The organism is Bradyrhizobium australiense (assembly GCF_013114825.1).
Lineage (GTDB): Bacteria > Pseudomonadota > Alphaproteobacteria > Rhizobiales > Xanthobacteraceae > Bradyrhizobium > Bradyrhizobium australiense.
In genome coordinates this window covers 256,578-269,527 of sequence record NZ_JAAVLX010000007.1, presented here as the reverse complement: position 1 = coordinate 269,527, position 12,950 = coordinate 256,578, and the positions used below count along the sequence as shown (strand labels likewise).

12 protein-coding genes and 1 tRNA gene are annotated in these 12,950 nt (G+C 63.7%); 6 read left to right on the top strand and 7 right to left on the bottom strand.

Going from position 1 to position 12,950, the window contains the following annotated elements; genetic code table 11:
- Positions 1–3: 3 nt before the first annotated feature.
- The 4 genes from fliF to HCN58_RS37155 form a co-directional block, all read right to left on the bottom strand.
- Entirely contained in the window at positions 4–1,629 is a 1,626-nt protein-coding gene (fliF, locus tag HCN58_RS21780) for a flagellar basal-body MS-ring/collar protein FliF (protein WP_171581443.1), read from the bottom strand.
- Positions 1,630–1,800: 171 nt separating this feature from the next.
- Positions 1,801–2,076, bottom strand: a complete 276-nt coding sequence (sciP, locus tag HCN58_RS21775; protein ID WP_002714638.1) for a CtrA inhibitor SciP — start codon at positions 2,074–2,076, stop codon at positions 1,801–1,803.
- Positions 2,077–2,279: 203 nt separating this feature from the next.
- Positions 2,280–2,975, bottom strand: a complete 696-nt coding sequence (locus HCN58_RS21770) for a flagellar hook assembly protein FlgD (protein WP_171581442.1) — start codon at positions 2,973–2,975, stop codon at positions 2,280–2,282.
- A gap of 11 nt (positions 2,976–2,986) precedes the next feature.
- Positions 2,987–4,606, bottom strand: a complete 1,620-nt coding sequence (locus tag HCN58_RS37155) for a flagellar hook-length control protein FliK (protein WP_171581441.1) — start codon at positions 4,604–4,606, stop codon at positions 2,987–2,989.
- Between the two features lie 344 nt (positions 4,607–4,950).
- Here HCN58_RS37155 and mnmA point away from each other — a divergent pair, with 344 nt between their 5' ends.
- The 4 genes from mnmA to HCN58_RS21750 all read left to right on the top strand — a co-directional run bounded on the left by mnmA (position 4,951) and on the right by HCN58_RS21750 (position 7,438).
- Positions 4,951–6,150, top strand: coding sequence for a tRNA 2-thiouridine(34) synthase MnmA (gene mnmA, locus HCN58_RS21760; protein ID WP_171581440.1), 1,200 nt, complete (start codon positions 4,951–4,953; stop codon positions 6,148–6,150).
- Between the two features lie 22 nt (positions 6,151–6,172).
- Positions 6,173–6,811, top strand: a complete 639-nt coding sequence (locus HCN58_RS21755) for a class I SAM-dependent methyltransferase (RefSeq protein WP_171581439.1) — start codon at positions 6,173–6,175, stop codon at positions 6,809–6,811.
- Between the two features lie 53 nt (positions 6,812–6,864).
- Positions 6,865–7,245 carry a hypothetical protein gene (locus tag HCN58_RS36020; protein WP_376701201.1) on the top strand — a complete coding sequence of 127 codons (381 nt, stop codon included), beginning with the start codon at positions 6,865–6,867 and terminating at the stop codon, positions 7,243–7,245.
- 116 nt (positions 7,246–7,361) lie between these two features.
- Positions 7,362–7,438: transfer RNA gene (locus HCN58_RS21750), tRNA-Met, on the top strand.
- A 187-nt stretch (positions 7,439–7,625) separates the two neighbouring features.
- Here HCN58_RS21750 and HCN58_RS21745 read toward each other — a convergent pair.
- Positions 7,626–9,191, bottom strand: a complete 1,566-nt coding sequence (locus HCN58_RS21745) for a winged helix-turn-helix domain-containing tetratricopeptide repeat protein (protein ID WP_171581438.1) — start codon at positions 9,189–9,191, stop codon at positions 7,626–7,628.
- A gap of 104 nt (positions 9,192–9,295) precedes the next feature.
- Between HCN58_RS21745 and HCN58_RS21740 the strand changes: the two genes are divergently transcribed.
- Together HCN58_RS21740 and HCN58_RS21735 are read left to right on the top strand one after the other, a co-directional pair.
- Positions 9,296–10,510 carry an acyl-CoA dehydrogenase family protein gene (locus HCN58_RS21740; protein ID WP_171581437.1) on the top strand — a complete coding sequence of 405 codons (1,215 nt, stop codon included), beginning with the start codon at positions 9,296–9,298 and terminating at the stop codon, positions 10,508–10,510.
- A 30-nt stretch (positions 10,511–10,540) separates the two neighbouring features.
- The gene (locus HCN58_RS21735) at positions 10,541–11,443 is read left to right on the top strand and encodes a GNAT family N-acetyltransferase (protein ID WP_171581436.1); all 903 of its coding nucleotides are present in this window, start codon (positions 10,541–10,543) and stop codon (positions 11,441–11,443) included.
- A 338-nt stretch (positions 11,444–11,781) separates the two neighbouring features.
- Here the strand turns inward: HCN58_RS21735 and HCN58_RS21730 are convergent, their stop codons facing one another.
- A complete protein-coding gene (locus tag HCN58_RS21730) occupies positions 11,782–12,219 on the bottom strand; it encodes a VOC family protein (RefSeq protein WP_074072220.1) in 438 nt (145 codons plus the stop codon).
- 372 nt (positions 12,220–12,591) lie between these two features.
- Entirely contained in the window at positions 12,592–12,807 is a 216-nt protein-coding gene (locus HCN58_RS36790) for an HGGxSTG domain-containing protein (RefSeq protein ID WP_283814613.1), read from the bottom strand.
- Positions 12,808–12,950: the final 143 nt, after the last annotated feature.

Here is a 12,950-nt window from a genome sequence, read left to right as displayed (position 1 = left end):
TGGTCACTCGGCGGGTTCGCTGAGCCATTGGCGAACAATGGAAGCGGTTTCGTTCGGATTGCGTTCGGCCAGTTCGCCGACGCGGTGCACGGCCTGCGCGTGGACCTGGCCCTGGACCTGGGCGACGTCGATCAACTGGGCAGTGCCGCTGGTCCCGGCGATCAACGCCTGGCCGGGACCCAGTTCTCCGTTTGGCCCGCTGCCCTCGATCAAGGCGGGCGCCGGTTCCGCCAAAGCGGGGATGACTTCGGCAGCCAGGATGCGCTTGACCAGCGGACGGATCACCAGGAACAGCACCACGAGGCCGAGCAGCATCATGACACCGAGCTCGATGACGTACATGACGTCGTCCTTGGTGAACTGCAGCAAGCCGAGCAGGCCGGTCGGCTCGACTACCGGTGGCACGGAGGGCGCTTCGGCAAAGCGGAGATTGACGACCTCGACCTGATCGCCCCGCTTCTGGTCGAAGCCGATCGCCGAGCGCACCAGCGTGGCGATGCGGTCGAGCTGCTCCTTGCTGCGGTCCTGATAGACCATCTCGCCTTTTTCGTTCTTGGTATAGGCGCCGTCGACCAGCACCGCGACCGAGATCCGGTTGACCCGTCCGGCCTCGGTGACCTCGGTCTTGGTGGTGCGGGAAATCTCGTAATTGTTGGTCTCTTCGCTCTTCTTGCTCTGGTCGCGGGCTGCCGGCGTGGTGGTGTTGGTCTGATTGCCGGGCAATTCGTTGTTGACCGTCACCTGGCCGTTGTTCTCGGCGGTCAGGGAAGATTCCTCGCGGGTCTGGCTGGAGCGCAGCACGCGGCCCTCGGGATCGAACTTGTCGGAGGTCTGGGTGACCTTGTTGTAGTCGAAGTCGGCGGTGAGCTGGACGCGGGCGCGGCCCTGGCCGACCACGGAGGAGACGATCGCCTCGACCTCGTTGCGCATGCGCTTCTCGAAGGCGGTGCGGCGCTCGTCGCCGACGGCGATCTCGGGGTCCTTGCCGGCGCCATCGGCCAGCAACCGGCCGGCTTCGTCGACGATCGATACCCGCTGCGGCTTCAGTCCGTTGACGGCGGAAGCGATGACGTGGCGGATCGCGCGGATCTGTTGGGGTTCGAGGCTGCCACGCACCCGCACCACGATCGAGGCCGATGGCTCGGGCGCCTCGCGCGCGAACAACGGCCGTTCGGGGAGCACCAGATGGACGCGGGCGGCCTGGATGCGGTCGATGGCGCGGATAGTGCGTGCAAGTTCGCCTTCCAGCGCGCGCAGATGGTTGATGTTCTGGACGAAGCTGGTGGTACCGAGGGCATCGGACTTGTCGAAAATCTCGTAGCCGACGCCGCCGCCCTTGGGCAGGTTGCTTTCGGCCAGCTTCATCCGTAGCCGCGTTACCTTGTCCTTCGGCACCATGATGACCGCGCCTTCATTGCGCAGCTCGAAGGGAATCGCCTGACGTTCCAGATCCTTGATGATGCCGGAGGAGTCTTCAGCGGAGAGGTCGGTGAACAGGGTGGTCATCTGCGGCGTGGTGACGCGCATGATGACAAAGGCGAAGAAGCCGATCAGCGCGGTCGTCACCGCAACCATGGCCATCAGCCGCGCTGCGCCCAGGCCTTTCAGGAAAGCAACGAGACTTTGCACCAACCGCCCCCAGGGATTCGGCCCAAGGGACCGACTGGGCAATTATTGCCTAGGGGATGGTTTCCATATGGTTAACGTCAGTTAAAGCCGCCGCGAATAGTTCCGGCATGAAAAAAACCGGCTTCGCAAAACGAAGCCGGTTTTCATCAAATCTTCGGGGTTCGGGAGAGCTTACTGCCGATATTGCTGGATGCGGGTGGTCCGCAAGCCGGCCAGGCCATGCTGATCGATGGAAAACTGCCAGGACAGGAATTCGTCGACCGTCAGCGTATAACGGCTGCAGGCTTCCTCGAGGGAGAGCAGGCCACCACGGACCGCGGCGACAACTTCGGCCTTGCGGCGGATCACCCACCGTTTGGTGCCGGGCGCGGGCAGGTCAGCAATTGTCAACGGGCTGCCGTCAGGCCCGATGACGTATTTTACCCTCGGGCGATGGGGTTCTGTCATGGCGTACTCACAAACTCTCAACCACTGAACTCACCATGGTAACCTACGCCTCTCGGCTTAAAATTTGCCTAAGCCTACGGCTTCAATACGAATCTCCTTGAAAATGACCGAAAATGGCTTCGGCCCGGTTCCCTGGGGCGCTTTTGCGCGCAATCAGGGTTTGCTGGGCCGAAAGTGGCGGATCAAACGACGAGTAGGGGGCGCTAGCTAGAGGTGCTTGGACGGATCACCCGCTTGATCTTGTCGGTGGTGTAGCTTTGGCCGCCAATCGAAAGCAGCGGCGGGGAGGAGGTCAGATCGACCGAATCCACGATGCCTTGCACTTCGGTGGAAATCGCTACGTTGTTGCCCGAACTGTCCTTGCCGGTGGCGGTCAAGGTGTAGGCGCCGGCCGGCCACTGCACGCCGTCATTACCCTTGCCATCCCAGACGAAACTGGAATTGCCCTGTTGGAGCGGATACGACCCGGTAAAGGCGGTCTGGCCCGTCGAATTCGTGATCGTGATCGTCGCGCTGGTGTCTTTCTCGGCCTGAAAATTCCAGGTCGCCGATTTGTCGAACTGCGCCTTGCTGCCGTCGACAGCAACCGTGTTGCCGACATAGACCAGCGCTTGCGTCGCCTGCGCGCTCTTTTCGATGTCAATCAGCGACTTCAACTGATCGTTCGATTTGAGCTGCTGCTCGACGCCGGCAAACTGCACGAGCTGCTGGGTGAACTGGTTGGTGTCGAGCGGATCGAGCGGGTTCTGGTTCTGCAGCTGCGTGGTCAGCAGCGTCAGGAAGGTCTGGAAATTATCCGCGATTCCCGTCGTCGCGGTCGAAGAGGTCTTGTTGCTCGTGCTGGTGCCGGTCCCCGGCGCCGAGACAATGGTCGTCGGCATGGTTGCATCGACTGCCATGGCGGTCTCCCTTAAATCCTGATGTCGACGCCGCCGCTCGCACCGAGCATGCGGCCATAGTTGCGGCCGGCGACGACGGCCGGCATGCTGTCGTCCTCGCTGACGACGAGGCGATGTGCGTTGGGATTGGACTGGTTGCCGTCGTTCTGGCCCTGCGAAGACTGGTCGCGCAGACTGAATTGCAGGCCGCTATTGCCGGTCGAGAGCCCGGCATTGTCGAGTGCACGCTGCAACTGGTTGGCGTCCTGACGCAGCATCGACAGCGTTTCCGGCCGTTCGACCGTCAGATGCGACGTCACCTGGCCGTGGCGATCGACGTCGATGCGGACATCGATGCGGCCGAGTTCGGCGGGATCGAGGCGAATTTCGAAGCGCGTCTTGCCGCTCTTGGCGGACGCGGCGATTTCCATCGCAAGTCCGCTGACCGGTACCGGCGCGCTTGCGGCGGCCGTGGCGGTGAGCTGGCTAGCTGCAGCCGGCGTCGTGGCGGAAGCGGGTGGTTGCTGCGCCTGGATCGCGCCGGCAACCTGCAGGCCGTTGCCGGAGGAATTGACTGGCGTCTGCCCGATACCGGAGGCGGCAAGATGCGCGTTGGCTTGGGCGTTAGCGGCCGGCGTCGCGATGGAATTGCCCGAGGCGTCGGCGGTGCCGTTCTCGGATTTCGGCTTGCCTGCGGCTCCGGTCGGCGGCGTGACGGCGGGCACGATGGTGTCCGCGGCAGGCGCTGCGGTTGCGGACGTCGCGGTGGTACCGGCCGTGTTCTCGGGCTCGACCGCTGTCGTCGCGCTTTTCCTGGCAAGATCGGGGTTCTTGAGCTGCGCCGCGGGTTTGGTGGCGGCGGGCGTCGCCGCGACCATCGAAGCGGCTTGAGCGATGCCAGTTGTGACCGATGGGTCGGCGGCTGTGGCCTGGGCGGCGTTCGCGGTTGTGGCCTGGGTTACGGTGACCTCGGTACCTTCAGGTGCAGGCGTGGCCGGCGCGGTCTCGGCGGCGAGGGAAGCAGACGCTGCGATCGCCGCAGCGGCGATGGCAAGCGGCGCGGTCGCCTTGTCGGTTGCTTGTGTCGCGGAAGCCGTCGCCGCCGGCGCTGTAGCCACAGGGATGACGACGGCAATGGCGTCGGCCGTCACCACGGCCGTTCCATCCTGCGTCGTCCCGGTTTGATCGGTTGCCGGGACAGCGTCGCCGGAAGCTGCCTGCGTCGTCTCGTCAGACTTCGCATCGTCGGACTTCGGTGCGTCGGACGTCGACTTGGCGCGGCGGGGCGTCTCGGCCTTGGTGTCGGTATCGAGCGTGCTATCGGCTTTGCCGTCGTCGCGTGCCTTGTCAGCCCGTGCCTTGGCCGCGGCGTCGTCGCGATCGTTCGAAGTGTTGCGCGCGGCCTTGTCCGATGCGGCGGCGTTATCGCGCGAGCGATTGTCGGTCGCTGCCTGCGTGTCGTTGGAGCGGCGCGGGGCGGGCGCTGGCGCGGAGTCCTGCGCGCGGTCGTTGTGGCTTGCGGCCGCATTGCTGTCGACCAGCGCCGCGAAGCTGTCGTTTCCGGCGAATGGCTCGGAATCCGGCCGGGCGGACTTCGCCGCCGCGGTCTGAAAAGATACGTTTGCCGATACTTCTGACGTGACACGAACCACGGGTGACCCTCGCGCTGAGCTCTCGGCTACTGTTCAGCAAGGACCGGGCCACCGGCCGTTGCAAAAAATATCACGTTAGTTCAAATACTTAAACGAATGGCGGCCAAACTGCGGAGCATGATCGCAACCCCCTTTTCTGCCCGGCGGCAAGATTTGCCGTCCTGGACCTCCTCCAAAAGGAGGATCGGCTGATTGCCTCGCGGGAATACGGCCTATATTAAAGAGCGGCGTCCGATCCGGCCCGGTATGGCCGAATGAGATCATAAGGCCTTATAACAAAAGGCTTTTTAACCCTGGCCGTGAGCTGCATAGCGCGCTTGCGAGTGAAGTCGATGACCCCTGGCATGCGAAACAGTTTGGATCTCGAAGGCCGTCCGCAGGACACACGGATCGTGGTTGCGATGTCCGGCGGCGTCGACTCCTCGGTGACGGCTGCCTTGCTGAAGTCCGAGGGCTACGACGTGGTCGGGATCACGCTGCAGCTTTACGATCATGGCGCGGCCACCCATCGCAAGGGCGCCTGCTGCGCCGGCCGCGACATCCACGACGCCCGCAACGTCGCGGAGCGGATCGGCATTCCGCATTACGTGCTCGACTATGAAAGCCGCTTCCGCGAATCCGTGATCGACAATTTTGCCGACAGCTACGCGCTCGGCGAAACGCCGGTGCCCTGCATCGAGTGCAACCGCTCGGTCAAGTTTCGCGATCTCTTGGCGACCGCGCGTGAACTCGGCGCGCAGGCGCTCGCGACCGGACACTATGTCGCCTCGCGCCGCCTTGCCGACGGATCGCGGGCGCTGGTCTGCGCCGCCGATGCCGATCGCGACCAGAGCTATTTCCTGTTCGCGACCACGCGCGAGCAACTCGACTACCTGCGCTTTCCGCTCGGCGACATGACCAAGCCGCAGACGCGCGAACTGGCGCGGCGCTTCGGCCTTGAAGTCGCCGAAAAGCAGGATAGCCAGGACATCTGTTTCGTGCCGACCGGGCGCTACACCGACGTTATCGGCCGCCTCAAGCCCGGCGCGATCGAGCCCGGTGACATCGTCGATCTCGAGGGCCGTGTGATCGGCCGCCATCAAGGGATCGTTCATTTCACCGTCGGCCAGCGCAAGGGACTGGGTATTGCAGCCGGCGCGCCGCTCTACGTCGTCAAGCTCGATGCCACCAGCCGCCGCGTCGTGGTGGGGCCGCGCGCGGCGTTGCGGATGGATCGCATCCTGTTGCGCGACATCAACTGGATCGGCGACGGCGCGCTCGACCACATCATCGGTGACGGCATCGAGATGTTCGTGCGCGTGCGCTCGACGCGCGCGCCGCAGCCCGCCTGGTTGCGCGCGGTAGACGACGGCTATGAAGTCGAGCTCGTTGCCGGCGAAGAGGGCGTCTCGCCCGGCCAAGCCTGCGTGTTCTACGATGCGCCTGCGGGACAGGCGCGCGTGCTCGGCGGCGGATTCATCAAGAGCGCGGCCGCACGCCATCCGGCGGCGAGGGCAGGGGCGCGGGAAAAGGCCGCGCCGCTCGCCGAGGTGATGCGCAGTTAAGAAAAAAATCGGGGCAGAGGGAATGGCTGGGGACATCGACCGCGACGGGGTCGAAAAGGCTTATGGGCGCTGGGCGCCGGTCTACGATCTGGTTTTCGGCAAGGTGTTCGACGAGGGTCGCCGGTCGACCATCGCTGAAGCCGACAAGATCGGCGGACGTGTTCTCGACGTCGGCGTCGGCACCGGGCTGTCGCTGTCAGAATATTCGCGCAATACGAAATTGTGCGGCGTCGACATTTCCGAGCCGATGCTGCGGCGGGCGCTCAAGCGCGTGCGCGAGTTCGGCCTCACCAATGTCGAAGCGCTCGCGGTGATGGACGCCAAGAACCTGGCGTTTCCGGATTCGTTTTTCGATGCGGTGGTGGCGCAATATGTCATCACGGCAGTGCCCGATCCGGAACGCACGCTGGATGATTTCATCCGCGTCCTGAAGCCCGGCGGCGAACTCATTCTGGTGAATCACATCGGCGCCGAAACCGGTCCCCGCCGCGCGTTCGAACTGGCGTTCGCGCCACTGGCGCGGCGGCTGGGCTGGCGGCCGGAATTTCCGTGGGAACGCCTGACCAACTGGGCCGCCAAACATGGCGGCGTCACCCTGACCGAGCGGCGGCCGATGCCGCCAATGGGACATTTTTCGCTAATCCGTTTTCGGAAATCGTGAAGCGCGGCGGCGTCCGATTGCGGAACATCCGGCCGCGGGGACCGTTTTCCTGCATGGCAATGAAACGCGCAGTTCTTCTCTCATGCGTGCTGGCGGCAACCGCGGGCGTGGCAGGTGCACAGGCCCCGCCTGGCCCGACGACTCCTCCGGCGCAGACCGCACCGCCATCGCCTGATCGCGCCGCCAACTGCGCACCGATGCAACCGACGCCGCACTCGAGTCCGACGGTTCCGGAAGGAAAGACCCCGGAAGGAACGACCACCGGCCAGCGGACGGAGCCGCTCGGCGACAAACTGGCCCGCTCCGAAGGCGTATTGTGCCCGCCTCCGGGGATTGATCCCGAAATGCACGCGCCTGCGCCAAACGGCAGCAAGACGCCGGTGATTCCGCCGCCCGGCAGCCCTGGCGGCGACCCGACAATCCGACCGAAATAGCGCTACTTTGCAGATGCTTGGCCGGACAGCTCGCTTTGCTTGACAGGTCGTCGGGGCGCTCCTTATATGCCGCGCGTTCGCGACCGCGGCATTGTGTGCCGCTGCCGCGATGCCGTGGCGGGGTAGCTCAGCTGGTTAGAGCACGGGAATCATAATCCTGGGGTCGGGGGTTCGAGTCCCTCCCCCGCTACCAAGCGCTCAACGATTTTGTTCGCCAAAATACGATCTTTCACGATTTTGTACTACTGACGGTTCCGGTCCGAGCCCGCTGGCGCGAATTCCGTTGGCTTCGAAAGCGGTGACCTCCTAGTTTATCTATGTAACCTAGCCTGCGGTCGCGTTGACCCATCTCGAGTTCGCGTGCGAACCGCTGTTGCCCCTCAACCCGATAGGCCGGCCTTGCGCAAGCCGTCGAGGAAGTGCTCGCGATCGACTGAATTTCTGTACCTTTCAGCCCGCGCTCGAACGAGATCGAGGGTGTTCGCCGGTGGAATTGCGCCGTTCGCGTTCATTTCACGATACCGTTTCCTGACGAATGCCTCCGCTTCGGACCGCGCTTCGCCGAGCCGGCCCATCTGCGCATAACAGGCGGCAAGCAGACCATGCGACCAGCGGTCGAGGGATCGCGCCTCCATCAGCGCCTTGACCGCCTGCTCGTACTCGTGCCCCGAGTAGAGGGCGAGCGCGTGGTACCAGTGATACAAATTGGGTGGAAAGGGGTTTAGCCGTTTGGCCGCTCCGATCCATGTGAGCGCCTCTCGCCACCGTCCCCAGTAGACCAGAATATTTGCGAAAACGGCGGCTACATCGGCATCGTTTGGATTGAGCGCGAGAGCTCGGCTGAAGTGGATTTCGGCTTTGTCGTCCTCGTGCCGCAGGAACAGCAGTTGCGCGAAGACGCCATGAGCCCAGGCGTCGCCGTCGTCGATGTCGAGCGCGGTCTCGATCTCGCGAAGCGCATCGTCGAGCGTCGCGGTGGCTGGCGATTCGAGAAACACATCGCAGACTATGGTCCAGGCGATGTTGGCGTGGGCGCCGGCATATTGCGGGTCGAGCGCGACGGCACTTCGAAAATACTCCCTGGCTTGCGCCATGCCTTTCACGGTCAACTGACGCCATCGCTCGTTTCCCAGCAGAACCAAATCATAGGCGGTAATGCTCGGGGTCGGCTTGCGTCTCGCGATCTCGCGGCCGGCGTCCTCCAGCCGGCCCGGTAGGGCCGCGACGATCGCCCGGACGATCTCGTCCTGCAGGGTGAAGATGTCTTCGAGTTCACGGTCGTAGCGCTCGGTCCAGAGACTGTAACCGCTCGCTGCATCGAGAAGCTGGACGGTCACCCGCACCCGGCTGCCGATCTTGCGCACGCTCCCTTCGGCCACGTACCTGACGCCGAGCTCGCGGCTGACCTGTTTGATATCGGGCGCCTTGTCCTTGTAGGCAAAGCTGGAGTGGCGGGCGACGACGAACAGCGACCTGAACCGCGACAGTTCGGCGATGATGTCTGCCGTGATCCCGCCGGAAAAATAATCCTGCCCGGGATCGCCGCTCAGATTCGAAAACGGAAGCACCGCGAGCGACGGCCTATCGGACACTGCCGGTGCCGGTGACGTGGGCAGGCGGGCTCCGGATTCGGCGGCGACCGGCGGCCCGACATAACGGTAGCCGCGGCGCGGCAGCGTCTCGATCCAGGTCGCGCCCCCGTCGACGTCGGAAAGTATCCGCCGCAGGGCGGCGATCTGCACCGTCAGGTTGCTCTCCTCGATCGCAAGCCCCGGCCACGCCGCCTGCATCAGCGCGTCCTTGGAAACCGGCGTTCCGGCCCGCTCCACAAGCAGCCGAAGCAGCATCACCGCGCGGCGTCCGAGCGTGATTGGTTCGGAATCCCGAAACAGCATCTCGGCCTCCACGTCGAGGCGGTAGGGACCGAATTCGTGGATTGTCGTCATGGCTTGGAGACTACATTTTTTGCAACTTTTTCGGAACAGATTCAGGACCTCCGGGAAACGAACGATCATGCTGCGGCTGCGCTGAAAAATTTCGAGGGCTGCCGATGCGCGATTCCTGCGATGCGGTGGAGGCGGATGATCCGATGGCCCGTCCCGGTCCGGAAGTGATCGCCGGTGCCCCAGACCGGGTTTGCCGCGTGCTCGTGGCAGTCCAGGCGCTGGCCCCGCTGATCGCTGCGCAGCGCAGCGAGTTCGACCGCGGACGGCGCTTGCCCGACGCAGTTTTCGCAGCGCTCGCCGATGCTGGCCTGTTTCGCCTGTGGCTACCGCACGCGCTCGGCGGACTCGAGCTGTCTCCCTTCGAGTTCATGCGCGTGGTCGAGGCTGCCTCGGCGCTCGATGGTTCGGTTGGCTGGCTCGTCGCCAACGGCGGCGGCATGAGCCGGATCGGCGGCTACCTCGCTGACACCATCGCACGCGATTGGTTTGCTGACCGGCATGCCTTTGTCGCCAGTTCGACCGGTGCGGTCGGCACGGGGACTCCTGTCGATGGTGGCTATTGCGTTTCGGGGCGCTGGCCATTTGGCAGCGGCGCACATCACGCGACGCGATTCATGGTGCTGGCCAGCATCAGGCCCGAAGAACCGGAGTCGCCCCTTCTCTGCTGCTATCTCGGCCGCCGCGACGTGACCATCCACGATAACTGGCATGTGTGCGGACTGCGCGGCACCGGAAGTTGCGATTTCGAGGCGCGGGATATTTTCGTGCCAGCCGCTCACGCCCATCCGTTTCTCGGACCACGACCGACCCAGCCCGGACTGCTCTATCGCATGCCGCCATCATCGGTATTCGCGTGGAGCATCTGCGGGGTGCCGCTCGGCATCGCCTCCGGCGCCATTACATCGTTCGCGGAACTCGCCTGCCGGAAAAGCCGTCTCGGCACCCGGGCCCTGCTGCGTGATCGCGAAACCGTCCAGGCGACGGTCGGGCGGGCGAGAGCAATGCTTCTGGCCGCCCGCGCCTTTCTGATCGATGCCATGACGGAATTGATGGCCGCGACCGAGACCGGCGGCGAACGGCTGGTGAAGGCGCGTGCGGACCTTCGGATCGCGAACGCACATGCGGCCGAAACTGCGATGTCCATCACCGATGAGCTGGCCGCCAGCGCGGGCGCCGCCGCCATTTTCGAGACCTGCGCCATGGAACGCGCGGTCCGTGACGTGCGCGCCGCCGCGAAGCATATTGCGATGAGTCCGAACAACTACATCATCGCCGGCCGGCTGGCGCTTGGGCTCGATCCCGGAGCGGCGAGGTTTTGAAGGTTATCCGACCACTAACGGAGTTGCCCGATGTCTGTGGTTTGCCGGCCAGCGCGCGTACAGGATCTGGAATTCGCCGACGCCCTCGTCGTCTCCAGTATCAACGATCTCACCGAACGGCATGGCTTCGGGCAAATGGCCGTCTCTTCCCCTCCCAAGTTTCAGTTGTTTTCCATGGAGGACGACCCCGACGGTCTGTGGGTGGCGGAGGAGGGCGAGCGGATCCTCGGCTTCGCCTGGAGTTGGGTCTGCGGCAACCTGTGGTTCCTGGCGCAATTATTCGTGTCCCCCGACCGCCAGGGGCGGAGCATCGGCAACGAGCTGATCAAGCGGACCCTGGAGCACGCCGAGAAATCGGGCGCGTCCAACAGGGTGCTCATCACCTTCAGCTTCAACACAGTTTCGCAAGGCCTCTACATCCGCCACGGACTGCTTCCGCGAATTCCCATCTACAGCGTCAGTGTATCGCGGGAGCATTTGATCGGCCGCTTGCGGGGCCAGCAGCTCGACTTTGCGCCGCTCGAAGAAGAAGCTTCGACCCTGCGTCGGCTCGCACAGGCGGACGAGCGGGTCGTTGGTGTGTCGCGCGAAAAGCATCACCGCTACCTGATCAACGATAACGGGACGAGAGGGTTCAATCTCTACGACCGAAGCGATTGGGTGGGCTACGCTTACGTGGACGCCGGCGGACACATCGGACCGCTCGCGGTCATGGAATCCCACGCCGTCGCTCCCGCTTTCAGGACGGTGCTGCACTTGGCGGCTGAGAGCGGCTCGTCGCGGGTATCGGCGTTCCTGCCCGGCGCGAGCGAAGCGGCCCTCAACACCGCTATGGAGCACGGAATGCGGATCGAGTTTCCGATGTTGCTGATGTCGTCCCGTGAGTTCGGGAACTGGGTCCAGTATCTACCGCGCAACCCCGGCTTCATGTGATCGCGAACGATCGCGAGGCCTCGCCGAACCAAGAGGCGGTGGATCAGGAAGCTGTCTGTCCCGTCCGAGATCCCGATCTGCTGGTCAAGGCATATCTTCTTACGTAGAGGAGCGCTCTCCATTTCTTTAAGTTCCAGATCAAGACTGCACAGGCTGTTCAAACGGTCTCTTAGGCTGCTGACGGCGGCTTTCGCGGGCGACCCGGCCCGGGTTGACGACCCAATCGTGCTTAGCGGGAACGCGGCCAACCGTGGAGGGATGGACCTCGAACAGGCGGGCCGGCCTCGGACGCGCTCGCTGACATTGGTCACTCTTCGCCATTTGTCTTCGTATTGCGCTCAGCTGAGTTCTTGGGCGAGTCCGATGAGAAGCCCTTCAGGCCCACGGATGTAGCAGAGTCGATACGCGTCTTTATACTGGACTACTTCGCCTACGAGCTGCGCGCCGCGCGTGCGGAGCCTTTCAAGCGTCTCGTCGATGTCGTCGACGGCGAACATGACGCGGAGGTAGCCTAGGGCGTTGACCGGGGCGTTCCGGTGATCTGCGACGACAGGCGGCGTGAGGAATCGGGAGAGCTCGAGCCGGCTGTGGCCATCCGGTGTGCGCATCATGGCAATCTCGACACGCTGATCGCCCAGTCCAGTGACACGTCCGGCCCATTCTCCTTCGATCGTAGCCCGCCCTTCTAGCTCGAGGCCGAGTTCGCGAAAGAAATCAATCGTCCCTCCGAGATCTTCGACGACGATTCCTACGTTGTCCATCCGCTTGAGCGCCATGTTTCCAATCTCCAAGGTGATCGCCTAGTCTAACAACGGACGCTTGAGGTGCCCCCAACACCGGCGGCCATCCGGGCCCGATTCGCTGCTGTCCACATCAGAAGCTTGAATCATGGACCGCCTCAAACCGCCACCCCGTTTTCAAACGGTCGCCAAGAGTGCAAGAGCTGAGCCCACCGCGGGCCCTCATGAACTGTCCCATGCGCAGGACTGGATGAGATATCGTAGGTTGGGTAGCTGTGGGGAAAGACGGTAGCGCTCCCCGGCTACCACAAGATATGCCGTACACTCGATGGCGAGAAGATTCGTCAGCCGGCCTGTCTTGGATCTCCATTTTTCAAGGTCTGCGGACTTCGGTTTTGCGCAAACAGATCATTTCATCTCTTGCAGCAACCTCCTCACCTCACCCAACAAGGCGACCGCATCCCTTGTGAAGCGGCCGTGCTTGCACGCGTTCTGGTTTCCCTTGGGCGCGCCGGATCCCGGCGCACCGCCGTGCATGCGGCAGTGCTTTTTGCCGCGCACTGCCGGCGAGCGGCATGCACCGCCGCTGCGAATCCTGGCGCCGCAACGCGGACTCGCCAGCATTGGACCAGTATTGCGGGCATGAGTGCTCATGCCTGTACCGATTGCGCGATGGTAGAGCAGTGCCGCTGATTTGCCCGACGTGTCAATGTTTTCGCGCCATCGCTCAGGGCATCATGCCAGCGATTACCTGCTACTTTGCATGG